A 22,458-nucleotide genomic window follows, 5' to 3' on the forward strand; every position below is an offset into this window, starting at 1 on the left:
GGGGCGCTCGGGCGTGCGCGGGGGGCGGCGCGGTTTCCCGTCGGCGGTGGTCGTGTCGGGAAATCTCCCGGCTTTTCGGGATGGGCGCGAGCGCGCACTATCGCCGGGCAATGGCCGGCGGGCGCGCCGCGCGAGGCGCGGCGAGGCTCCCGGACCGGGGAGGAAGATCGGATGCGCCCTCGCCTTGTCGTCGTCCCGCTGCTTCTCCTGTCCCTGTGCGGCACGGCCGCCGGGGCGGCGAGGTTTCCCGACGTGAGCTGGGACTGGTACAAGGCCGGCGAGGTCTACCTCGCCTATCGCACGCCGAGCCCGGAGCTCTCGACGCGCTACTTCCGCAAGGCGGCGGAGGCGGGCAACCCGTCCGCCCAGTACAAGCTCGGCGAGCATTACGAGAAGGGCATCGGCGTCCCCCGCTCGTACCGCGAGGCCTATCGCTGGTACCGCACGGCGGCCGAGACCGGGGACCGCTACGCCGAGTTCAAGGTCGGCGAGTTCCTGGAGAACGGCCGCGGCACGCGGCGAAACCTGGCGGAGGCCGCGCGCTGGTACGAGCGCGCCGCGCGGCAGGGCAATCCCTGGGGCTACCACATGCTGGGCTTCATGCTGGCCGAGGGCAAGGGCGTGCCGCGCGACGAGCGCCTGGCCGCGCGCTACCTCGAGATCTCCGTGCGCGAGACGGGGGACGACTGGGCGAAATGGCGGCTCGCCAAGCTGATCCGGCGCAGCGACCCGGCGCGGGCCATGCGCCTGCTCGACGAGGCTGCGGCCAGCGGCAACCGGGAGGCGCGGCGGGACTTGGCCGCCATGCGGTGAGGCTCGATCGCCGGCGCGTCCTGGGCGGCGCACTGGCGCTCGCGCTCGGCCAGCCCGCACGCCCGGCGCGCGCGGCGCCCGCCGACACCTCGCTGCGCGAGGCGGCGGCACGCAGCGGCCGTCACTTCGGAACCGCCATGCGCGCCGAGTTCCTGGCCGCCGAACCGGACCTCGGGGCGGCGACCGTGGCGGAGTGCTCGCAGCTCACGCCCGAACTCTCGATGAAGTGGGAGGCCATCGCCTTTCATAACGGCGAGGCGAACTACGCATCGGCCGACGCGCTGGTGCGCTTCGCGCGCGAGAACGCCATGGCGGTCCACGGGCACACGCTGCTCTGGCACCGCTCGATCCCCGCCTGGGCCGCCGACGCCCTCAGCACCGACGGCGACTGGGGCGTCGTCGCCCGCCACATCGCGGCGACGGTCGGCCGCTATCGCGACACGGTCGCGAGCTGGGACGTCGTCAACGAGCCGATCGACACCGGCCGCCGGATGGACGGGCTGCGCGAGGGCGTCCTCCTTTCGGCCTTCGGGCCGGACTACATCCGCCGGGCGCTGGAGGCGGCGGGCGAGGCTGCGCCGGCCGCCCGGCTGTTCCTCAACGATTACGGCCTCGACTACGAGATCCCCGTCGAGAAGGACCGCCGCTATCTCCTGCTCAAGCTCGCGGAGCGGCTGCGCGCGGCGGGCGTGCCGCTGCACGGGGTGGGAATCCAGGCCCATCTCGACCTCGCCAAGGGCCCGTTCGACGAGCGCGCGTTCGCCGGCTTCCTGGCCGATCTCGCGGCGTTGGGCCTCGAGCTGCGCATCACCGAGCTCGACGTGCGCGAGCAGGACTACCTCGCGCCCGCCCCGCTGCGCGACCGGCTGATCGCCGACCACGTGAAGCGCTATCTCGACGTCGCCCTGGACTGTCCGGCGGTGCGCGGCGTCACGACATGGGGTCTCTCGTCCCGGCATTCGTGGCTGGAGATCGAACCGGCGGCGCTCGACTTCTACTGGCGCGTCAGCGCCGGGCAGGGACCGGGGCCCGGCTTCAACCGGGGCCTGCCCTTCGACAGCGACATGCGGCCGACGCCCATGCGCGAGGCGATCCTCGCGGCGCTGGAGCGCCGGCCGCTGCGCGTCTGACCCCCGGAGCCCGTCCGGGACGGCGGGTCGGATCGGCGGTGGATTCCGCCACCCGTCTCGTCGCCGATCCTTTCGCCGGGGACCGTCCGGACCGCCTCTCAGACCACCAGCCGGCGGGCGGCGAGTTCGTCCAGCGAGGCCGCGCCGCGATCCACCGGCGGGCTCGCGGTGGCGACCCACTCGACGAGTTCGGGCATGCCCGTCTCGAACCGGTGCTCCGGCCGCCAGCCGAAGTCGCGCCCGATCTTGCCGATGTCGGCGAAGCAGTGGCGGATGTCGCCCACGCGGTAACGGCCGAGCACCTCGGGCGCGATGTTCTTGTGCAGGAGGCGGGCCAGCACGGCGGCGATGCCGTTGACGCCGATCGGCCGGCCGCTGCCGACATTGTAGTAGTCGTAGACCGTGCGCTCGCTCTCCAGGACGGTGGCGAAGGCGCGCGCCACGTCGCGCACGTGCACGAAGTCGCGCATCTGCTCGCCGTCCTCGAACACCAGCGGCGGCCGGTCGTTCAGGAGGCGGGAGATGAAGATCGCGGCGACGCCCGTGTAGGGGTTCGACAGCGCCTGGCGCGAGCCGTAGGCGTTGAACAGGCGCAGCGCCACGGTGGGGATCGCGAGCGCCCGCCCGACCGCCAGGAACATCTCCTCGTGGTCGCGCTTGTTGACGGCGTAGATCGAGGCGGGCTGGAGCAGCTTGGTCTCGTCGGTCGGGATGGGAACCAGCGCGCGCCCGGCCTCGTCCTCGACCTCCCAGCGGCGCTCGGCGAGCTGCGCATGCCCGCGCAGCGGAGGCGCGGCGGGCCCGGCCTCGGACACGTAGGCGCCCTCGCCGTAGATCGACATGGAGGAGGCGACGGCGATCCGTTCCACCGTGTGGCCGCCGCGCGCCAGGGCCTCCAGCATCATCGCGGCGGTCAGCGTGTTGTTGCGGGTGTAGTCGACGATGTCGGTCATCGACTGTCCGACGCCCACGGAGGCGGCGAGATGGGCAAGGTGGGTGACGCCGACGAGCGCGCCCTCGAACACGCCGTCGGTCAGTAGGTCGCCCCGGATGCGGCGGGCGCGGGCGTCGAGATAGATGGGCCAGCCGTCCTCGTCCACCTGCGCGTCGGCGTGGACCTGGGGCTTGAGGCAATCGAGCACGCTCACCTGGAAGCCGCGTTCCAGGAGGACGTCGACGAGGTGGGAGCCGATGAAGCCGGCGCCGCCGGTCACCAGGGCATGCTTGCGGGTCATGGGAATCTCCTGTCGGGTGAGGGTCAGAGGGCGAGGCCGGGGCGGCCGGCGTCGGACTGGTCGTTGACGTTGGCATGGAGCGGAGGGTCGGCCGGGGCGCCGAGGCGCAGCACGGCGGGCTGCACCACGGCGCTGCGCACCAGGCTGTGGTTGGCGTCGATCTTGACCGTGCGCTCCCAGACCAGCCCGTGGTCGCGGATGAACATCCAGGTCCCGATGGCGATCGGCACCGTCCAGAACAGCCACCAGCCGAGCAGGACCAGCGGGTTGACCCGCAGGAGGTAGAGCACCCGCGCGCGGCGCGAGGCGAGCACCAGCGCGGACCGGCGCCAGGTCGAGCGGTAAAGCGCGCTCATCAGGATCGCGAAGAGGGAGAGGTTCAGCACGGCGAGCCAGACGCTCCAGCCCGGCTGCGTGCCGCGCCCGTCCAGCCACGCGAACAGCGTCCAGGCGCCGATCGGCAGGCCGAACGTGTTGGTGACGAGCGACAGGCAGGGCAGGACGTTGAGCCGGGCGCGCATGCGCTGGCGCCAGGTCATGCCCATGTCCGCCAGCGGCCGGCCGAGGCTCTGGAGGAAGCCGCAGATCCAGCGCTTGCGCTGCGTGACGCCGTGCGCGAACGTCGAGGGCACCTCCTCGATCAGCGGGTTCTCGATGACGCCGAGTCGCCGGCCGTGGGTCCAGAAGCGCATGCCCACTTCCGGGTCCTCGATGGTGATCCAGGGGTGGAAGCCCCCGAGTTCCACGAGGTCGGAGCCGCGGAAGAACAGGCCCTTGCCGAGGACCCAGTAGGGATGGGCGCCGTCCGCCGACAGGTGCGGATACACGAACCCGTCCCAGGCCATGTGGTCGAAGGCGTGCAGCGCGGCGGCCATGCCCCCGTTGAGGTTGCCGGCGATGTTCTGGGCCTGGAGCACGTCGAAGTGCCGCATCCCCTCGGCGGCGGCCATGAAGTGGTCGGAGGGCGGGCAACTGTCGGCGTCGATGTAGTTGACCAGGAAGTCCTCGCCGCCGGCGCGCTCGGCGGCCAGCGTGTAAAAGGCGTAGACGAGCTGGCGGGTCTTCTTGGGGGGCAGGTCGCGGTTGCCCGCGCGCCGGCCGCGATGCCACCAGTAGGCGTGGGGGCAGGCGTCCCAGGCCGACCAGACGGCGTTCCAGCCCGGGTCGGAGGTCGGCGGCACCTCGACGATCCGCAGGAACGGGAACTCCAGCGCCAGGCGGCGCAGGCTGGCCACCGTCTCGAGGTCGTTGGCGTTGGGGATGGCGGTGACGCAGTAGCGGTCGGCCGGATAGCGCAGGTTCGACAACGACAGGAAGGTCGTGCGCATGGTCGCCTCGAGCTCGCGCAGGACCGGGTAGAACAGCACGATGGGCGGGCAGTCCGCGTCGGACGGCTCGCACCCCATCGGGGGCGCCGCCGCCCGGTTCACGGGCAGGAGCAGGAAGAAGAACACCAGTCCGAGCGACAGGGCGTAGAGGCCCTGCACCGCCAGGAAGAGGAGCGTGAACGGGTCGAGATCGGGAAGGGACGCGGCGGGGACCATGGGCTTCGTTCCTGGGGAGCGGGCGAGGGGAGGCCGGGCGTGCCGGCCTCCCGCGGGCTCAGCCGGCGTGGCCGTTGGCGAGCGGGCGCATCGTCTTGCGGGCGACGGCGGCGACCGAAACGGGGATCGCCCCGATCGAGACCGACGGCTCCAGCGCGAGGCCCGCCACCGGCAGCGACGGCGCCAGCGGGGGGGGCGCGCCCGTCCGCTCCCGGCGGCCGATGCCCACGAGCCGGAGCCCGGCGGCCTCGAGCTTGGCGTCCGGCAGGCAGTTGCGAAGGTCCACCACCGTGCGGCCGGACATCAGCGCCGCGATCCGCCGGAAGTCGAGCCGGAGGAATTCCGGCCATTCGGTCGCCACCACCACGCAATGGGCCCCGCGCACGCAGTCGTAGGGCCCGCGCGCGAAGGCGACGCCGTCGAGCACCTGGCGCGCCTGGGCCAGGCCCACGGGGTCGAACACCCGCACCTGGGCGCCCGCGCGTCGCAGCGCGGCGATGACGCTGAGGGCGGGTGACTCCCGCACGTCGTCGGTGCCCGGCTTGAAGGTCGCGCCGAGGACCGCCACCGGCCGGTCGTGGACGTTGCCGGCCGCCGCCAGGACCCGGCGACCCAGGCCCCGCTTGCGTCCCTCGTTGGCGGCCACCGTGCCCTCCACGAGGCGAAGCTGGACGCCGTGCTGGTGGGCGGTGGCGAGCAGCGCCTCCGTGTCCTTCGGGAAGCAGGAGCCGCCGTAGCCGGGGCCCGGCCGCAGGAAGGCCGAGCCGATGCGGCGGTCCATGCCCATGCCCTGCGAGACCTCCGCGATGTCGGCGTCGGCGGCCTCGCACAGGTCGGCCATCTCGTTGATGAAGGCGATCTTGACGGCCAGGAAGGCGTTGGCCGCGTATTTGATCATCTCCGCCGAGCAGCGTTCCGTGGCCACGAAGGCGGAGCCGCGCTCGATCAGCGGTCGGTACACCTCCCGCATCAGGGCGCGCGCGCGGGCGCAGGCGGTGCCGACCACGATGCGGTCCGGCTCCAAGAAGTCCGCGATCGCGCTCCCCTCGCGCAGGAACTCGGGGTTGGAGACCACCGTGACCGACCCGTCCGGGCGCAGGCGCCGGACGAGGCGCTCCACCACGTCCCCCGTGCCGACCGGCACGGTGGACTTCACCGCCAGCACGAGCGGCCGGCCGCGCGGCTGATGGGCCGCCACCGCCTCCGCTGCCGCGTGGACGGCCGACAGGTCGGCCGAGTGGTCGTGCGCGGCGGGGGGCGTGCCCACCGCGATCAGAGCGAGGTCCGCGGGCTCGCGCGGCAGCCGCACGCTGAAGCGCAGCCGTCCGGCGGCGGCCTGGCGCGCCACCATCGCCGGCAGCCCGTCCTCGTGGATCGGCAGCTCGCCGCGCAGCAGCCGCGCGATCTTGGCCTTGTCCTTGTCGACGCAGGTGACCTCGTGGCCGAGTTCGGCGAGGCATGCGCCCGACACCAGGCCGACATAGCCGGTTCCGACAACCGTGATCCTCATGACACCCTCGCTTCGGCCAGAGCGAATGCGGGGCGCAGGCCCGCCAGGAGGGCGACGGGATCGGCGGGGGTGCGGGGCGCGAGCCGCGTCTCGAAGTCGTGGATCGTCCGCTCGAGCCCCTCGCGCAGCCCGATGCGGGGCCGCCAGCCGAGCTCGGCGAGCGCGCGCCCGATGTCCGGGCGTCGGCGGCGCGGATCGTGCACCGGCAGGGGGCGATGGACGATCGCCGACCGCGAGCCGGTCATCTCGACCACGGTTTCGGCCAGGTGTTCCACCGGGATCTCGGCGGGGTTGCCGAGGTTCACCGGCCCGCTCACCGTTTCGGCCGCCATCAGGGCCAGGAAGCCCGCCACGAGATCGTCGACATAGCAGAACGAGCGCGTCTGCGTGCCGTCGCCGTAGACCGTCAGGTCCTCGCCGCGCAGGGCCTGGACCACGAAGTTCGAGACCACGCGCCCGTCGTCCGGGTGCATGCGTGGGCCGTAGGTGTTGAAGATGCGCGCCATGCGCAGGCGGATGCCGTATTGCTCGGCCGCGTCGGTCAGCAGCGCTTCCACGAAGCGCTTGCCCTCGTCGTAGCAGGCGCGGGGGCCGATCGGGTTGACGTGGCCGACATAGTCCTCGCGCTGCGGATGGACCTCGGGATCGCCGTAGACCTCGGACGTGGAGGCGTGGAACACCGCGGCGCCGTCCGTGCGCGCCCGCTCGATCACGCGGCGCGCGCCGTCGCAGCAGACCAGGAGCGTGCGCACCCGGTCGGACTGGTAGTGCACCGGCGAGGCCGGGCAGGCGAGGTTCCAGATCTCGTCGAACCGGGGCAAGGTGTCGGGAAAGGGCAGCGTCGCATCGTGCGCGAAGAGCGTGAAGTTCGCCCGCGCGCACAGGTCCTCGACATTGGAGGCGCTGCCCGTGTGGAAGTTGTCGAGGCACACGACGTCGTGGCCCCGGTCCACCAGGGCGCGGCAGAGATGGGAGCCGAGGAACCCGGCTCCGCCCGTCACCGCGATCGACTTGCGCGCACGCAAGTCGGTACCGCTCGCCGGAGCATCCGGCTGCGCTAGAAATATCATGATAGGAATCCGCCGACGTTAGAGCGAACGTCAGGTCATTCCTGACGTTCTGTTGAAGGAACGACGGATGATCCCGTGAAGAACGGGTCAGCCATCTCTCTACGCCGCAATCGGTAATTTCAAGAATACATAAAAAAGTTGTGCCGACAAGCTTCGCGCAAGCTTTTCCGGGTCACGATTTATGGTCGGGCGCAGAGGCCTGCGAGGAGGCGGGACCGGGCTCGGGTATCGACGCCACCAGCGCGGCGACGAGTTCGGCCGGCATCAGCCCGTCGCGGCACTGCGCGATCCGCAGGCGGCGGCACTCGGAGGCGAAGACGCGCATGGTCCGCCGGGTGGCGAGCCCGTCCACCGGCCCGTCGTAGAGCCCGCGCTCCTGCCACACGGCCTGGGCGAAGCGCACGCGCCCGTTGTCCGAAGCGGACGCGACGATCTCGGCCACCCGTTCGGCCGGCACGGCGCGCAGCGTGGCGGCCGCCTGATCCAGGAGGCGGCGGCCGGACGCGTCGTGGGGCGTGCCCTGGAGCATGAGCAGGGCGGCGAGCCCGGCCTCCGGGGTCGCCGAGCGGGCCGCACGCTCGGCGTGGAGCCGGGCCAGGCGCGGCGACGTCCCGCCGAGCGATCCGAAGGCGCGGCCCTCGGCGAGGCGCATCTCGGCCCAGCCGTTGCCGTTCTCGGCCGCGCGCACATAGGCCCGGCGGGCGCGCGCGGCCCCGTCGGCGCGCCGGCTCTCGCGCCACGCGTCGCCCACGAGATACCAGCCATAGGCCTGGAGCGACGGGTCCTTGGCCATGGCGGCCTCCAGGCGGCGCACGGCGCGCATGCGGCCCCGCTCGCCGTCCGGCCGCTGCGCCTCGATCCGGCCGAGCGCGAAGAGCGCCGGCGCCAGACCCTCGCCGGCCCAGGCCTCGAGGCGGCGTCGCGCCTCCGCCTTCTGCGTCCGCGAGCCGGATTCGAGAAGCCGCACGGCGCGCTCCACGCCGGCGCGCCGACCCTCCTCGCCGCCCATCGCCTCCACCTCGGCCAGCAGCGCGAGTCCGCGCGGCCGGTCTTCGGCCTCGCGGGTTTCCAGGCGCAGGCGCAGGCGCGCCAGCGCCACGCGGCCATGCCGCGCGAAGCCCAGATCGCCGGCGCGCAGCCCCGCTTCCATCCGCTCCGCGAGCTCGCCCGCGCCGATGCCCACCGCCGTGCCGCCGGCCAGCCGGTGCGCCAGGGGGATGGTGGACCAGACATTGCCGAGGCGCGCGGCCCGCACGTGCAGCGCGTCGGCGGCCGCCTCGTCGCCGGGCGCGGCGCGCGCGCTCCGCAGCATGGCGGCGTCGTAGAGCACGAAGGGCGCGGCGTCGCTGGAGGCGTCCGCCGCCCGTTCCAGGATGGCGATCGCCGCGGACGGATCGGCGGAGACGCCCTGGCCGCTGCCGAGGCGCTTCGCATAGGCGATGCCGCCCCACAGGTCGCCGCTCTCGTAGGAGAGGCGATACAGGGCCGCGGCCTCGGCCGGCTGGTCCGCCGGCGTGAGATCGCCCAGGAGGCGCGCGGCGTAGCCGTCGGGCCCGGCCGCCAGGATGCCCTGGAGCTGGAGCCGCGCGGCGGCGGGCCGGGCCTTGGCGCAGGCCTCGAGCGGGAGATCGCCGCAGGGCGGGGCGGCCGCGGTCGCGGCCGGAGTCGCGCCCAGAAGCGCGACCAGGAGAAGCATGGGGGATGCGGACATGGGACCGGAAGCTCCGGTGCACGGCTCGGCCGGCCCGGTCGGTGACCGGGCAAGGCGCTTCGATGCCGGACCCCCCAGATCGAAAGGAATGACGAACCGCCGGCCGGCGAAGAAGCCGAGGGGCGATCCGGCCGCATGTCACCATGTCCCCCACGCGGAATCAAGCGGTGCCGGAATGCGTCGCCCGGATGCAGCTCATGGTTGCGGTCGGCGGCACCTCGCCCAAGTCTCGTAATGTCATTTTCCGACATTTCGCCCGATACTTGTGCAAACGTCGCATAAAACATTTGCAAGACAAAATGATTGATGTGCAATCTGTGGGTGTTGACGCAACTGTGAGACGTATTCGCATAGTTGTCTGTCAGGGAAACCCTGACCTTCATATCGCGACCATAGTTATCGATGGGGGAGCAATGGCTTTGTGCAACATCTTGTTGATTACCGACGAGCCGTTCTTCCGGGAAGGTTTCGTCGGGTTCGCGTCCCGGCAGAGCCGCCATGACCTCGTCGTCGCCGGCCATGCGGAGACGCTGGAGGCCGGGCGCGCCGCCTGCCGCGATCTCCATGTGGACATCGTGGTGGTCGATCTGGCGGTCGCGCGGGGGCGTCTCGGCGCCCTGGCCGGACTGGCGGCCGAGGTCGCGGGCACCGCGAGCGTCCTGGTGATCGGCGCGCGCCAGGACGACGAGGGGCTGGGCGAGATCCTGGCGTCGGGCGTGAGGCGCTACATCCACAAGACTTCGGACGGCCAGGCGATCATCTCGGCGATCGCCGAGATCATCGAGGACGAGGCGGCGGCGCCCTGCGTCCTGCCGCACGGCGTCGGGCCCGAGCGCCGCGCCGATCCGCTGCCGCGCATGGTGCATCGGGTCAGCGCCCGCGAGATGATGGTGCTGAAGCGCACGGCGTTCGGCTACAGCGCCAAGGAGATCGCGCGCGAACTGGCGATCAGCCAGAAGTCCGTGGAGACCTACAAGGCGAGGGCGACGGCGAAACTCGGCCTCGTGTCGCGCGCCGACATCATCCGCTACGCGCTTCGCACCGGCTGGTTCTCCGCGCTGCTGGACGAAGGGCTGCGGAGCCCGCGCGGCGCCCCGCCTCCGGGCGGCGACGGGCCGCCCCTTCGCGGCTGAGCGCCCTCAGCGGGTCTTCGGATCCTCGCCCTTTGCGCCACCGTCGAGATGGGCCTCCAAGGCCGACAGAAACAGCCAGAACTCGCGGTTCAGCCGGTTCATGGAGCGGATCTCGGTCCGCAGCGCCTCCAGCCTCTCCTCGTCCATCGCCCGCTGCGTCCCGAAGCGGATCGTGCGTCCGCGCTCCTCGATGCGCATCGCGTGCGTGTGGGTGATGCGGCCCGCCTCGTCCACGCTGAACATGGCATGGAGATACTCGTTGCGCAGACGCGTTCCGGCGTCGAAGCGCGCCATCAGCCCCTTCAGCCGCTGCTGCAGCTCCCGATCCTGAACCTTCACGCGCGCCAGGCGCTGGACGAGGTCGACGCGCGCCCGCGTCGTGTTCAAGGTCCCGAAGACGATCAGCGCGGAAGGCCGGTCGGTCTGCAGCAGCAGCATCACCAGATAGACGAGAAGGCTCTCGTTGTTGGACCAGGTGTAGACGAGGTTGCCGATCAGCCCGAACAGTTCGGTCCGCTGGCCGTGTGATCCGGCCGCCGCCGTCTCCAGGGAATCGAAGTCCGGGATTTCGGGAAGCTTCGAACCCCGCGCCATGTCGCACCTCCGTCCTGCGCCCATCCATAGCGCCTCGCGGCAGCCGAGGCGAGCGTGCGGTCCCCCGGCCTCCGCCGGCGCCATCCCGCCCGTCGTCCGCCCGTCCGCCGGAGGGGCCGGCCGGCCTCGATGTCTCCCTACGGAAATATCCCGACAGGTGTGGGATTCATCCCTTCAAGACAGTGCAATCCATTAATGAAAAGTTAATCCCGTCTTCCCCGGCAGTCGAGCGGGAGACGAGGGCAGTGTTCGCCCGTAGAAGAAACAGATCCGCCATGGCCGCGTGTCCGGCGGTTCTTTCCCGATACCTGTTCCGCCGAAGAGCCGTCTCGCCGCAATCGTATCGGCTCGGACGAGGGCAGGATCTTGCCGAAATCTTCAAGCAACGCCGGTCGCGCCAGCGTCTCCCGTAGATGAGGAGCATGGGTGACCGCCTCAACGCAGGAGACGTCCCATGACCGCCTATGATCGCAACGCCACCGCCCATGCCGCCACCGGCTCGATGGCCGAGGCCTACGTCAACTCGCCCGACATCGACAACCAGGGCAACGACCAGTCCTACGACGGCAACAACGTCGCGAACGACCAGTCCGACAACTCGAACCAGGGCAACAACCAGTCCCAGAATTCGAACCAGGGCAACGACTACAGCGACAACTCGTCGAGCACGGACGGCAACACGCTGAACGTCAGCGACGTCGCCAACGACAAGAGCCAGACCGACTCGAACAACGACAACTCCGACAACTCGGTCCACACCACGGATTCGGGCAACGACAACTCCGACAACTCGACGACCGACTCGGGCAACGACAACTCGACCAATGTCGCCATCGCCGACTCGGGCAACGACAATTCGGACAACTCGACGACCGACTCGAACAACGACAACTCGGTGAACACGTCCGACTCGGGCAACGACAACTCCGTCAGCAACGCCCACAACACGGACAGCTCGTCCGACAATTCCGGCAACACGAGCTTCCAGGCGACGGTGACGGACTCCTTCAACGACAACAGCAACGCCTGGACGGACTCGTTCAACTCGGACGACGACCTGATCGACATCGGCAGCGTCTGCGGCCACATCGACGACATCATCGGCGCCGGGCAGGACGCGCTGAGCGCGGCCGGCGGCCAGGCCCTCCTGGGCGACGGCAACGTCTTCTCCATCCACCAGACGGCGACGCTGAACGACGGCGACTGGCTGAACCAGCCGAGCACCGGCCTCAGCAACGGCAGCTTCTCGATGACCGCCAACGACCTCGACGGCGGCACGGCCAGCGCGTCGAACAGCGGCGGACACATGGCGGGCGACAGCTCCGAGATCGCGGCCGGGACCAGCGCGGCGGCCGGCATCACGGCCAGCCACGAGGCCCTGACCATGGACATCGCCATGGGTGCCAACATCCAGTTCACGAGCGTCGACATGAACGTCGTGGGCGGCGATGCGATGACCGCGGACTTCGGCGACGCCTGACCGCGAGGCGAACGTGAGGCGGCCGGGTCGATCCCGGCCGCCGGCGACAGGGCTCATGCGTTCAAGCCCCCCGAACGGATGAGCCCGATGCCGTCGCCGCCCGGGACCCGGCGAACCGGTTCCGGCCCGCGACGACCGTTCCGGCAGAGAAGGGCTGCGGTCCGCCATGCTCGTCACCGAAGCACAAGAGACGATCGCCCGCTTCATCGGCTATTTCGACCTCCTGGAAGTCGATCCGCGCCTGCGAAAGCCCGTCACCGAGACCAACGCCGAGAAGAGCGGCGTCCACCTGCCGGACGAGGACGCGACCCCCGACGCCAGCGGCGTCCCCGGCTACGCGGCCCCCGGCTTCAACCCCCGCATCGCCTTCGGCAACGACACGCTGGCGATCGAGCCGGCCGGCACGCATCGCCTGGCCGCCCACGACGTCGACGTCGGCCCGCATGCGATCCGGTTCTCCCATCACGAGGCGGTGGGGCTGCCGCTGCAGCTCGACGATCCCGCCCGCAGCCCGGTCGCCCCGTCACCCGTTCCGGTCTACGTCTACGACGAGATCCACGGCGATTCCCTGTCCGCCCGCGTTACGCAGCTCTCGGTGATGGACGACCGCGACACGGTGATCCTCGACCCCGACGCGGCGCCGCTCGACGCGGTGGACGCCATCGCCAAGACCTTCGTGGACATGGTGCGCCTCGCCGAGGCGAGCACCCGCCTGCCCGCCGTTCCCGCCGACGCCGACGGGCTGCGCCAGCTTCTGCGCCACGACGCGCCGGACGGCGGCGCGGACGGAGCGGGGAATGCGGTCGGTCCCGCCGAACACGAGGGCACGTGGTGGAACGGCGCGCAGGTCGAGACGGGCCCCTCGCTCGCCGACCGGCTGGAGGCCCACCGCCTGGCGCAGGATCTGCCGCCGGTGGACGCCGACTGGAGCGGCATGGTGCTGCGCGCCGGCGACAACGCCCAGCTCAACGAGGCGCGCCTCGTCAGCGAAGGCTATCTCGGCAAGGTCTCGGCGGTGCTCGGCGACTGGCACGAGACCAACGCCATCTACCAGCTCAACGTCGTGGCGGAGCGGGACGTGGTGGAGGGCGTGGAAGCCTCCCGCATCCAGTTCGCCGAGGCCGAGCTCTGGAACGTCGCCCGGTTCCACCGGATGGACGCGACGCCGGGCGCCGCCCCGCCGCCCGGCGTCGGCAGCTTTCCGGTGAACTACAGGGTCGACGTGATCGAGGGCGACATCCAGATCACCAACGTCCTGCGGCAGATCGCCTTCATGCGCGACGGCGACCGCGTCGTGCTCAGCGCCCAGGAGCAGTGGGCCCGCCTCCTGACCGGCGGCAACGAGACGGTGGATCTCGCGACCCTGTCCAAGCTCTTCGGCGCCTACGACCTCGTGGTCATCGGCGGCAGCGTCTACGAAGGCAACTTCATCCAGCAGATCAACGTCCTGTCCGACAGCGACCATGTCCTGTCCGAGGGCGGCCGGGTCGGCTCGGTGGCCACGGCCGGCAACTTCGCCGCCAACACCGCCTCGATCGTCAACGTCGGCTCGGTCGCCGACTTCAAGCCGCTGTCGCCGGAGATGAGCGCGCTGGTCGCGCGCTTCTCGGCCGGCGAGGGCAGCGGCGCCCTGCATCTGGGCGCCGACCTCGCCTTCATCGCCGGCCGCGATATCCGCGTCCTCTACGTCAAGGGCGACGTCCTGGAGCTCAACGTCGTCTCGCAGATCAACATCCTGGAGGACAGCGACACGGTCCGCGCGCCGGCCGCCTCGCTCGTCGCCGACCTGCAGGCCGGCAAGGGCGGCGGCTGGTCCGTGTCGACCGGCCACAACGCGCAGGTCAACAAGGCCACGATCCTCGACCTCGACGACGCGGCGCACCACCGCTTCCTCGGCGGCGAATACTATTCGCAGTCCATGCTGGCGCAGACCGACCTCGTGGGCGCCCACGACGGCGGCGTCCAGACCTTCGACGTGTCGGTGCTCGCCCCCGAGATCATCGCCTTCATCGGCAACGTCCATGCCGACGACGCCCATCACGCGAGCGCGAGCCTGCCGTTCCACGACGCCCACGGAACGGCCGACGGCGTCGCCGGCATCCTGACCTGACATCGCCGGGCAGCCGGCGCGCCGACAACGGGGGAACGACATGGAACGCGACGACGGCAAGGGCGAGCAGACGGACCGCTCGGCGCGGCACGCGCGCGAGAAGGAGATCTTCGCGTCGATCGACGCGGCGGTCCGCTCCGCCCGGGCCGCCGACGAGGAGGTGGTCGCCGCCGAGCCCGTGGAGACGCCGCGCCCGATGCCCGAGGGCCCGGCGCGGCCGCCGCTCCAGTCGGCGGTGATCGAGGGCGAGGCGGGCGGCCCGGTGCTGCCGACGCCCCGTTCGGCGGAGGCGCCGGCTGGCCCCTCCGCCGCCTCCGGCGCGCCCGCCGGCGCCGCGCCCCGGAGCCGCATTCCCCGGCCCGCGAACGACCGGCCCGCCTCCGCGCTGCATCAGCGCCAGCGCGCGGTCAACTTCCGGCTCTCGCTGGACCAGACCAAGGCCCGGGTCCGGCGCAACCTCCTGTGGGTCTTCGGCTTCACCATCCTGACCAACATCCTGGTCCTGGCGATCCCGATCTACCTCTTCCAGCTCTCCGACCGCGTCCTGACCTCGCGCTCGCTGGACACGCTGGTGATGCTGACGATCATCGTGGGCGGGGCGATCCTCGGGCAGGTCATGCTGGACCTGGCGCGCCGCACCATCCTGATGCGCACCGCCGTGGAGGTGGAGGCGCGGCTCGGATCGCCGATCCTGGCGGCCGCCTCGCGTTCGGCGCTGTCGGGCTCGGGCAAGGACTACCAGGTCCTGGCCGACCTCCAGCACATCCGCTCCTTCCTCACCGGCGGCACGCTGCTCGCCATGCTCGACGCGCCGCTCGCGCCGATCTTCGTGGTAGCGGTCTGGATGGTGCATCCGGACCTCGGCTGGATCGTGGTCGGAGCCGTGGCGGCCCTGCTGGTGGTCGCCTACCTCAACAAGCGCGCCACGGCCGACGCCTTCGCCGAGGCGAGCCTGTTCAACGCGCGCGGCAACGTCACGCTCGACGCGCTGTCGCGCAACGCCCAGATCATCAACGCGCTCGGCATGATCCCCGAGGCGGTGCGGATCTGGGGAAAGGACAACGCGTCCTCGCTCCGGGCCCAGGTGGCGGCGCAGGACCGCAACGTCGCCTTCTCCTCCCTGTCCAAGGCCCTGCGCCTGTTCGTCCAGATCGGGATGCTCGGCTGGGGTGCCTTCCTCGCGCTGGAGGGACATCTCACGGGCGGCATGGTGATCGCCTCCTCGATCATCGCCAGCCGCGCCCTGGCGCCGGTGGAGGGCACGATCGAGGGCTGGCGCTCCTATCTGCAATGCCGGACGGCCTACGGCCGGATCTCGCACCTCCTCCTGAACTCGCCGCTCAACGTGGAGCGGCTGCGCCTGCCCGCGCCGCAGGGCCGTCTCGACGTCGACCGGGTGCTGTTCGTGCCGCCGCCCACGAAGAAGGTGATCCTCAACGGCCTGTCCTTCTCGCTCCAGCCCGGCGAGGCGCTGGGCATCATCGGCTCGTCGGGCGCCGGCAAGTCCACCGTGGGGCGTATGCTGGTCGGCTCCATCATCCCCACCGCCGGCAACATCCGGCTCGACCTGATGGACCTCAAGAACTGGGACCCGCGCCAGCTCGGCGAGAGCATCGGCTACCTGCCGCAGGACGTGCAGCTCTTTCCCGCCTCGATCAAGCTCAACATCGCGCGCATGCGCGAGGACGCCGCCGACGAGGACGTGTTCGCGGCCGCCATGCTGGCCGACATCCACGAACTGGTCGCCTCCTTCCCGCAGGGCTACGAGACCGTGATCGCGAGCGACGGCGCGCCGTTGTCGGGCGGCCAGAAGCAGCGCATCGGCCTCGCGCGCGCCTTCTTCGGCAATCCGCGCCTCGTGGTGCTGGACGAGCCCAACTCCAACCTCGACACGGACGGCGAGAAGGCGCTGGCGCTGGCGCTGCGCAAGGCCAAGGAGAACGGCATCACCGTGGTCGCGATCACGCAGCGCCATTCGCTGCTGCGCTGCGTCGACCGCATCATGGTGATGGACAAGGGCGCGATCTCGGCCATCGGCGAGCGCAACCAGATCATGGCGCTGATCACGGGCCAGGGCCAGGGCCAGGGCCAGGGCCAGGGTCAGGGCCAAGGCCAGGGCAGCGCGCCGGCGCCGCGTCCGGCCGCCACGGGAGGGGCGGCATGAGCCTCGTCCCGCACGACGTCATCGAGCCCTGGTACGCCGACGTCCCGCGCTCCATCCGCCGGTCGCTGCTGATCGGCTTCGTGGTCGGCGTGCTGATCTTCGTCGGCTTCGGGACCTGGGCCGCCACGGCGCCGCTCGCGGCCGCCGTGGTCTCGCACGGAACCTTCGTGGCCACCGGCCAGAACAAGCTCGTCCAGCACTACGAGGGCGGCATCATCCGCGCCATCATGGTGGAGGAGGGCGACCAGGTCGACAAGGACCAGACGCTGATCGTGCTCGACGAGACCGTCGCGCGCACCAACGCGCGGCGGCTGATGCTGCGCCTGGCGAGCGTCGAGGCGCGCACGATCCGGTTCCAGGCGCTGATCTCGGGCGGCGACGAGCTGGATTTCTCCGCGATCCGCGTCGACGCGGAGGACGAGGCCGAGGTGCAGCGCATCTTCGCCGGGCAGCGCAACGTGTTTCGCGCCGCGCGGCTCGCGCTGTCCAGCCGGATCGACGTGATCGACCGCAACCGGCAGTCGCTGGAGCGCCGCGCCACCGGCTCGCGCGCCCAACGTGCCGCGGTGCAGCGTCAACAAGCGTTGATCGCTCAGGAACTTGCGGCCAAACGAAGTCTTTTTGAGAAAGGACTTTATCGCCGTTCAGACCTCTTCACCATCGAGCGAGCCGCGGCGGAAGCAGAAGGAGCACTGGGACGCATCGAGGGCGAGATCGGCGACATGGAAAGCCAGATCGCGCGGCTGGGCGGCCAGATCGAACAGGCGAGGCAGGAAGTGGTGCAAGGCGCGACGGAAGAGCTGCAGGCGGCACAGGTCGATCTCGACGACATGCGCGAGCAGCTCTTCGCCGCGCGCAGCGTGCTGGGCCGCACCGAGATCCGCGCGCCGGTCGCCGGCACCCTGGTGCGCCTCGCCTACCACACCCCCGGCGGCGTGATCGAGAGCGGGCGGCAGATCGCCGAGATCCTCCCGCGCGACGAGGCGCTGGTGATCGAGGCGCTGATCAACCCTTCCGACATCAGCCAGGTCCACAACGGGCAGACCGCCGGCGTGCGCCTGACGAGCTTCAACCAGCGCACCACGCCCCAGCTCCGGGGGCATATCGTCTACGTGTCGGCCGACACGGTGCCGGACCCCCGGCCCAGCCGGACGGGCGACGTGTACCTCGTGCGGGTCCGCCTGGACGAGGCCGAGGCCGCGCGTCTCCACGATCTCAAGGTCACCCCCGGCATGCCCGCCGACATCTACATCGAGACCGCCCACCGCACCTTCGTCGACTACGTCGTCAAGCCCGTGCGCGACAGCATGAGCCGCGCCTTCCTGGAGCGCTGAGCGCGCTGGAACCGGAGTCAGCCCGATGAGCATCGCCATGTTCGACCGCCTGCGCACCGCCTATCGGAGCCGCGACGGCACCCGCCGCCGTTCCGCCCCCGTCCGACGCCCGCGAAACGATCCGCTCGCCCCCGCGCGCGGACTGATGGTGGGCTTCGTGCTGTCGCTGCTGCTCTGGGCCCTGATCGTGCTCGGCCTGGTGTGGCTGGCCTAAGGATCGACCGGGCTCCCGCCACCTCGCATCCCGCCGACGCCATGCCGTCGGAACGCCTTCGCCGGACCGACCACCCGCCGGGCGACGCGCTGCGACGGGCGTCAGGCCCCCACCCGCCTCGGAGCGCCCGAGGCATCCGACGAGGCCAGGATCGCCTCGATCAGCGCATGGACCTTGAGCGCCTCCCGGCCGGACACACGCGGAGCGCGCCCTTGCGCCACGGCATCCAGGAAGTCGGCCAGCACGCGCTGGTGGTGGAGGCTGGAAAACGCCATCGGATCGGCGCCCGTGCCGTTGCCCGCCGCCCCGTCCTCCGTCCGCCAGGCGCGCCCGTCCGCCAGAACCACGTCCGCACCGGACGAATCGATCCGCAGCGACCCGTGCGTGCCGAACAGCTCGATCGCGTCCGGGAAACCGGGATAGGCGGCGGTGGTGGCGCTGACGGCGCCGAGCGCCCCGTCGGCGAAGCGCATCGCCGCGTGGGCGACGTCCTCCGTCTCCATCCGGTGCGCGCGGCTCGTGGTGGCATAGCCCGTCACCTCGTCCGGCAGGCCTGCCAGGGCGATCATGGCGTCGAGCGTGTGGATGCCTTGTGTGAGCAGGACGCCGCCGCCGTCTCGCGCGCGGGTGCCGCGTCCCGCCTCGTCGTAGTAGCTTTGCGGGCGCCAGTTGCTGAGGCGCGCCGACACGCTGACGACCGCGCCGAGCGTCCCCTCTCCGACGAGGCGCACGCCCTCCTCGATCGAGGCGCGGAAGCGGTTCTGAAGCACCACGCCGAGCCGCACGCCCGCTTCGTCGGCGGCCTCGACCAGCGCGCGGGCGCGGTCGAGGTCGATCTCGAGCGGCTTCTCCAGGAGCACGTGCTTGCCGGCCGCCGCGGCGCGCCGGACGAGGTCGAGATGCGTCGAGGGCGGGGTCAGCACGAGCACGGCGGCCACCGACGGATCATCGAGGACGTCGTCCAGCCGTTCGGCCGCCGGAAGCCCGTGCGCCCGCGCGAAGGCGGCGCGTCGCTCCGGCGACGGGCTGAACGCGGCGGCGACCTCCGCCCGGTCCCCGAGCGCCCGGAGCGCGGCGACGTGGGGGGCGGCGGCCATGCCGAGACCGATGATGGCGATCCGCATCTGGAATCCTCCGGACGAGCGTGACGGAAAGGGGCGAGGGGCGCGACCGGCGCGACCCACAAAATTCATAGCATGACTTCAGAATTTGTATGTTGACATGATTTCTCGCTTGTCGCTACCGTTCGCGTGCCTTGGGAGGGGCCGCACGCAGATGGCATTCGTCGACCCGAACTACCTGTTTCCGGCCGATCCGAGCGTGCGCACCGTGGCGCGCGAACTCTACGACGCGGTGGGCGGTCTGCCGATCATCAGCCCCCACGGGCACACGGATCCGCGCTGGTACGCGGAGAACGCGCCGTTTCCCGATCCGGCGCAACTCCTGATCGTTCCCGACCACTACATCTTTCGGATGCTGTTCAGCCAGGGCCATCGGCTGGAGGATTTCGGCGTGCCGACGCTGGACGGGACACCGGTCGAGACCGACGGGCGGCGGATCTGGCGGCGCTTCGCAAAGTCGTATTATCTCTTCCGTGGAACGCCGACCCGCGCCTGGCTGGACTACACGCTCCAGACCCTGTTCGGCCTCGCGGAGCCGCTCACCCCGGACAACGCCGACGGGCAGTACGACCGGATCGCCGAATGCCTGGCCAGCGAGGCGTTCCGGCCGCGCGCGCTCTACGAGCGGTTCAACATCGAGGCGATCGCCACCACCGACGGCGCGCTGGACGACCTCGGCTCGCACGAGGCGATCCGGGCGAGCGGCTGGCGCGGCCGCGTGCTGCCGACCTACCGCCCGGACGCGGTGGTGGACCCGGACTTCGAGGGCTTTGCGGAGAATCTCGACCGGCTCGGCGAGGTGGCGGGGACCGACACGGGCACCTGGAGCGGCTATCTCGAGGCGCACCGGCGCCGTCGCGCGGCGTTCCGCGCGCTCGGGGCCACGGCGACCGACCACGGCCACCCCACCGCCGACACCGCCAATCTCGGTGCCGCCGAGGCGTCGCGGCTGTTCGACCGGGTCCGCGCGGGGCGTGCCGAGCCCGGCGAGCGAGCCCTGTTCCGCGCCCAGATGCTGACCGAGATGGCCCGCATGAGCGCCGAGGACGGGATGGTGATGCAGATCCATCCGGGCTCCCTGCGCAACCATTCGGCGCCCATGTTCGCCCGCTTCGGCCGGGACAAGGGCTTCGACATCCCGACCCGCACCGACTACGTGCGTGCCCTCCAGCCGCTGCTCGACGCGGTGGGCACCGACCCCGCCGCCACCGTGGTCGTGTTCACCCTGGACGAGACGAGCTACGCCCGCGAGCTGGCGCCGCTGGCCGGCGTCTATCCGGCGCTGCGGCTCGGGCCGGCCTGGTGGTTCCACGACAGCCCGGAGGGCATGCGACGCTTCCGCGAGGCGACCACGGAGACCGCCGGCTTCTACAACACGGTGGGCTTCAACGACGACACGCGCGCCTTTCCCTCCATCCCCGCCCGACACGACGTGGCGCGGCGGGTGGACTGCACCTTTCTGGCGCGGCTCGTCACCGAGCACCGCCTGCGCGAGGACGAGGCGCACGAGCTCGCTCACGACCTCGCCTACGGCCTCGCCAAGAAGGCCTACCGACTGTGATCGGCCAAAACGGGGCGCCAAGCCCGGAACACCGGAGGAACCACCACATGCGCATGATGAGACTTCTGGCGGGTGTCGCGCTCGCCTCGCTCATGGGCGTCGGCGCGGCCGGCGCGCAGACCGTGCTCCGCTCGTCCGACACCCACCCGGACGGCTACCCGACGGTGGAGGGCGTCAAGTATTTCGGCGAGCTCGTGAAGGAGCGCACGGACGGGCGCTACGAGGTGGAGGTGTACCATTCCGCCCAGCTCGGCGAGGAGAAGGACACGATCGAGCAGGTGCGCTCGGGCGTGATCCAGCTCAACCGCGTCTCCATGGCGCCCTTCAACGGCACGGTGAAGGAGACCATCGTCCCGGCGCTTCCCTACGTGTTCCGCGACGAGGAGCACATGCACAAGGTGATGGACGGCCCGGTCGGCGACCAGATCAAGGCCGCGTTCGAGCCGGTGGGCCTCGTGGTGCTGGCCTTCTACGACGCGGGCTCGCGCTCCTTCTACAACTCCAAGAAGCCGATCCGCACGGTGGCCGACATGGCCGGCCTGAAGTTCCGCGTGATCCAGTCCGACATCTTCGTCGACATGACGGCCGCGCTCGGCGCGAACGCGACGCCCATGCCCTACGGCGAGGTGTATTCCTCGATCGAGACTGGCGTCATCGACGGCGCCGAGAACAACTATCCGAGCTACGACACCGCCCGCCACGTCGAGGTCGCCAAGTACTACTCGCTGGACCAGCACACGATCCTCCCGGAGGTCTTCGTGATGAACAAGGCGGCCTTCGACGCGATGACGCCCGAGGACCAGGAGATCTTCCGCAAGGCGGGCGCCGACAGCGTCGGGCGTCAGCGCGAGCTGTGGACCGAGATGACCGAGAACTCGCGCAAGAAGGTCGAGGAGGCGGGCGCCCAGATCAACGACGTCGACAAGCAGGGCTTCATCGACGCCATGAAGCCCGTCTACGACAAGCACGTCACCGACGACGTGCTGCGCAAGCTCGTCGAGGACGTGCGCGCGACGCAGTAGGGGCGCCCCGCGATCCCCGGCGGCGGACCGCCGCCGGGGCCTTCCTCCCCACCCGGTCTCGCGGGCGGCCACGCGCCGCCCCGCCGCGCCCGGTGGCCGCTCCCGATCCGCAACGGATGATCCGATGTCCGCACAGCCAAGCCCCGGCGTCCCGCTCCTGACCCGCTTCAACCTCGCCGCCCTCTATCTCGCAGGGGGCGGGCTCGTCCTGATGACGGGCATCGTCGGCTGGCAGGTCTTCTGCCGCTACGTGCTCAACGATTCGCCGAGCTGGACCGAGCCGGGCGCCGTGATGCTGATGAGCTGGTTCATCTTCCTCGGCGCGGCGGTGGGCGTTCGCGAGAACAACCATCTCGGCTTCGACGTGCTGCTCTACGTCGTGCCGCCCGGCGCCAAGAAGTGGCTGCGGATGATCTCGGACGTGGCGATCCTCGTGTTCGGGGCGGGCATGGTCTGGTTCGGCGCGGGGCTCGTGAAGCTGACCTGGAACACCACGCTTCCCGCGCTCGGCCTGTCGGGCGCCTGGGACTACTTCCCGATCGTCGGGGGCGGCGTGCTGATCTGCCTGTTCGCGCTGGAGCGCATCGTTCTTCGCCTTGGCGGGGCGCCGGTGGACGAGACGATCGACGACGTGCCGGCCGAGGTGGCGGTGGAACTCGGGAGCGTCGCCGACGTGCGCAGGGACGCCGCCGATCTGGCGCGAAAGGGCTGA

At 71.0% G+C, this 22,458-nt stretch carries 18 protein-coding genes; 11 read left to right on the forward strand and 7 right to left on the reverse strand.

Annotated features, from left to right (window positions below; all coding sequences use genetic code 11):
• The first annotated feature begins 171 nt into the window (after positions 1-171).
• Positions 172-813, forward strand: coding sequence for a tetratricopeptide repeat protein (locus tag D3218_RS13805; protein ID WP_168990525.1), 642 nt, complete (start codon positions 172-174; stop codon positions 811-813).
• Positions 810-1,943: an endo-1,4-beta-xylanase gene (locus tag D3218_RS13810; RefSeq protein WP_168990526.1), complete on the forward strand. Its 1,134-nt coding sequence runs from the start codon at positions 810-812 to the stop codon at positions 1,941-1,943. Before D3218_RS13805 ends, D3218_RS13810 begins: the two co-directional genes overlap by 4 nt.
• Positions 1,944-2,041: 98 nt before the next feature.
• Here D3218_RS13810 and D3218_RS13815 read toward each other — a convergent pair whose 3' ends face one another.
• From D3218_RS13815 to D3218_RS13835, 5 genes are all read right to left on the reverse strand, one after another.
• Positions 2,042-3,178: an NAD-dependent epimerase/dehydratase family protein gene (locus D3218_RS13815; RefSeq protein ID WP_119540678.1), complete on the reverse strand. Its 1,137-nt coding sequence runs from the start codon at positions 3,176-3,178 to the stop codon at positions 2,042-2,044.
• A 23-nt stretch (positions 3,179-3,201) separates the two neighbouring features.
• A complete protein-coding gene (locus tag D3218_RS13820) occupies positions 3,202-4,722 on the reverse strand; it encodes a glycosyltransferase family 2 protein (RefSeq protein WP_119540679.1) in 1,521 nt (506 codons plus the stop codon).
• Between the two features lie 58 nt (positions 4,723-4,780).
• Positions 4,781-6,232, reverse strand: a complete 1,452-nt coding sequence (locus tag D3218_RS13825) for a UDP-glucose dehydrogenase family protein (protein WP_119540680.1) — start codon at positions 6,230-6,232, stop codon at positions 4,781-4,783.
• On the reverse strand, positions 6,229-7,302 hold the full coding sequence (locus D3218_RS13830; RefSeq protein ID WP_119540681.1) for a UDP-glucuronic acid decarboxylase family protein: 1,074 nt from the start codon (positions 7,300-7,302) through the stop codon (positions 6,229-6,231). Before D3218_RS13830 ends, D3218_RS13825 begins: the two co-directional genes overlap by 4 nt.
• 172 nt (positions 7,303-7,474) lie before the next feature.
• A complete protein-coding gene (locus D3218_RS13835) occupies positions 7,475-9,013 on the reverse strand; it encodes a hypothetical protein (protein ID WP_136625107.1) in 1,539 nt (512 codons plus the stop codon).
• Between the two features lie 431 nt (positions 9,014-9,444).
• On the opposite strand from D3218_RS13835, the gene D3218_RS13840 reads away from it, so the two are divergent.
• Positions 9,445-10,146 carry a response regulator transcription factor gene (locus D3218_RS13840; protein ID WP_136625108.1) on the forward strand — a complete coding sequence of 234 codons (702 nt, stop codon included), beginning with the start codon at positions 9,445-9,447 and terminating at the stop codon, positions 10,144-10,146.
• A 6-nt stretch (positions 10,147-10,152) separates the two neighbouring features.
• Here D3218_RS13840 and D3218_RS13845 read toward each other — a convergent pair whose 3' ends face one another.
• Positions 10,153-10,740, reverse strand: coding sequence for a hypothetical protein (locus tag D3218_RS13845; protein WP_119540684.1), 588 nt, complete (start codon positions 10,738-10,740; stop codon positions 10,153-10,155).
• A 454-nt stretch (positions 10,741-11,194) separates the two neighbouring features.
• Here D3218_RS13845 and D3218_RS13850 point away from each other — a divergent pair, with 454 nt between their 5' ends.
• The 5 genes from D3218_RS13850 (at position 11,195) to D3218_RS13870 (ending at position 18,042) form a co-directional block, all read left to right on the forward strand.
• Entirely contained in the window at positions 11,195-12,220 is a 1,026-nt protein-coding gene (locus D3218_RS13850) for a hypothetical protein (protein ID WP_119540685.1), read from the forward strand.
• Positions 12,221-12,386: 166 nt separating this feature from the next.
• Positions 12,387-14,330 (forward strand): hypothetical protein, encoded by a 1,944-nt coding sequence (locus D3218_RS13855; protein ID WP_119540686.1) that lies wholly within the window; start codon positions 12,387-12,389, stop codon positions 14,328-14,330.
• A 196-nt stretch (positions 14,331-14,526) separates the two neighbouring features.
• Positions 14,527-16,494 (forward strand): type I secretion system permease/ATPase, encoded by a 1,968-nt coding sequence (locus D3218_RS13860; RefSeq protein WP_425359312.1) that lies wholly within the window; start codon positions 14,527-14,529, stop codon positions 16,492-16,494.
• Positions 16,491-17,828 (forward strand): HlyD family type I secretion periplasmic adaptor subunit, encoded by a 1,338-nt coding sequence (locus tag D3218_RS13865; protein ID WP_119540688.1) that lies wholly within the window; start codon positions 16,491-16,493, stop codon positions 17,826-17,828. The genes D3218_RS13860 and D3218_RS13865 overlap by 4 nt, the downstream gene beginning before the upstream one ends.
• A gap of 25 nt (positions 17,829-17,853) precedes the next feature.
• Positions 17,854-18,042: a hypothetical protein gene (locus D3218_RS13870; RefSeq protein WP_119540689.1), complete on the forward strand. Its 189-nt coding sequence runs from the start codon at positions 17,854-17,856 to the stop codon at positions 18,040-18,042.
• 101 nt (positions 18,043-18,143) lie between these two features.
• Here D3218_RS13870 and D3218_RS13875 read toward each other — a convergent pair whose 3' ends face one another.
• Positions 18,144-19,166, reverse strand: coding sequence for a Gfo/Idh/MocA family protein (locus D3218_RS13875; protein WP_245415046.1), 1,023 nt, complete (start codon positions 19,164-19,166; stop codon positions 18,144-18,146).
• A 151-nt stretch (positions 19,167-19,317) separates the two neighbouring features.
• Between D3218_RS13875 and uxaC the strand changes: the two genes are divergently transcribed.
• From uxaC to D3218_RS13890, 3 genes are all read left to right on the forward strand, one after another.
• Complete coding sequence (gene uxaC / locus D3218_RS13880) at positions 19,318-20,724, forward strand: glucuronate isomerase (protein ID WP_119540691.1); 1,407 nt, start codon at positions 19,318-19,320, stop codon at positions 20,722-20,724.
• Positions 20,725-20,771: 47 nt separating this feature from the next.
• On the forward strand, positions 20,772-21,746 hold the full coding sequence (locus D3218_RS13885) for a TRAP transporter substrate-binding protein (protein WP_119540692.1): 975 nt from the start codon (positions 20,772-20,774) through the stop codon (positions 21,744-21,746).
• 124 nt (positions 21,747-21,870) lie between these two features.
• Positions 21,871-22,458, forward strand: a complete 588-nt coding sequence (locus tag D3218_RS13890) for a TRAP transporter small permease (RefSeq protein ID WP_119540693.1) — start codon at positions 21,871-21,873, stop codon at positions 22,456-22,458.

Origin of the sequence: Aureimonas flava (assembly GCF_003583935.1) — a bacterium.
Taxonomy (GTDB): domain Bacteria; phylum Pseudomonadota; class Alphaproteobacteria; order Rhizobiales; family Rhizobiaceae; genus Aureimonas; species Aureimonas flava.

Bases quoted from the DNA above. Each gene is read 5' to 3' on its own strand.
- D3218_RS13855 (WP_119540686.1), top strand. From the start codon at position 12,387: ATGCTCGTCACCGAAGCACAAGAGACGATCGCCCGCTTCATCGGCTAT.
- D3218_RS13815 (WP_119540678.1), bottom strand. From the start codon at position 3,178: ATGACCCGCAAGCATGCCCTGGTGACCGGCGGCGCCGGCTTCATCGGC.
- uxaC (WP_119540691.1), top strand. From the start codon at position 19,318: ATGGCATTCGTCGACCCGAACTACCTGTTTCCGGCCGATCCGAGCGTG.
- D3218_RS13860 (WP_425359312.1), top strand. From the start codon at position 14,527: ATGCCCGAGGGCCCGGCGCGGCCGCCGCTCCAGTCGGCGGTGATCGAG.
- D3218_RS13845 (WP_119540684.1), bottom strand. From the start codon at position 10,740: ATGGCGCGGGGTTCGAAGCTTCCCGAAATCCCGGACTTCGATTCCCTG.
- D3218_RS13875 (WP_245415046.1), bottom strand. From the start codon at position 19,166: ATGCGGATCGCCATCATCGGTCTCGGCATGGCCGCCGCCCCCCACGTC.
- D3218_RS13850 (WP_119540685.1), top strand. From the start codon at position 11,195: ATGACCGCCTATGATCGCAACGCCACCGCCCATGCCGCCACCGGCTCG.
- D3218_RS13835 (WP_136625107.1), bottom strand. From the start codon at position 9,013: ATGTCCGCATCCCCCATGCTTCTCCTGGTCGCGCTTCTGGGCGCGACT.
- D3218_RS13830 (WP_119540681.1), bottom strand. From the start codon at position 7,302: ATGATATTTCTAGCGCAGCCGGATGCTCCGGCGAGCGGTACCGACTTG.
- D3218_RS13825 (WP_119540680.1), bottom strand. From the start codon at position 6,232: ATGAGGATCACGGTTGTCGGAACCGGCTATGTCGGCCTGGTGTCGGGC.
- D3218_RS13865 (WP_119540688.1), top strand. From the start codon at position 16,491: ATGAGCCTCGTCCCGCACGACGTCATCGAGCCCTGGTACGCCGACGTC.
- D3218_RS13805 (WP_168990525.1), top strand. From the start codon at position 172: ATGCGCCCTCGCCTTGTCGTCGTCCCGCTGCTTCTCCTGTCCCTGTGC.
- D3218_RS13870 (WP_119540689.1), top strand. From the start codon at position 17,854: ATGAGCATCGCCATGTTCGACCGCCTGCGCACCGCCTATCGGAGCCGC.
- D3218_RS13820 (WP_119540679.1), bottom strand. From the start codon at position 4,722: ATGGTCCCCGCCGCGTCCCTTCCCGATCTCGACCCGTTCACGCTCCTC.
- D3218_RS13890 (WP_119540693.1), top strand. From the start codon at position 21,871: ATGTCCGCACAGCCAAGCCCCGGCGTCCCGCTCCTGACCCGCTTCAAC.
- D3218_RS13885 (WP_119540692.1), top strand. From the start codon at position 20,772: ATGCGCATGATGAGACTTCTGGCGGGTGTCGCGCTCGCCTCGCTCATG.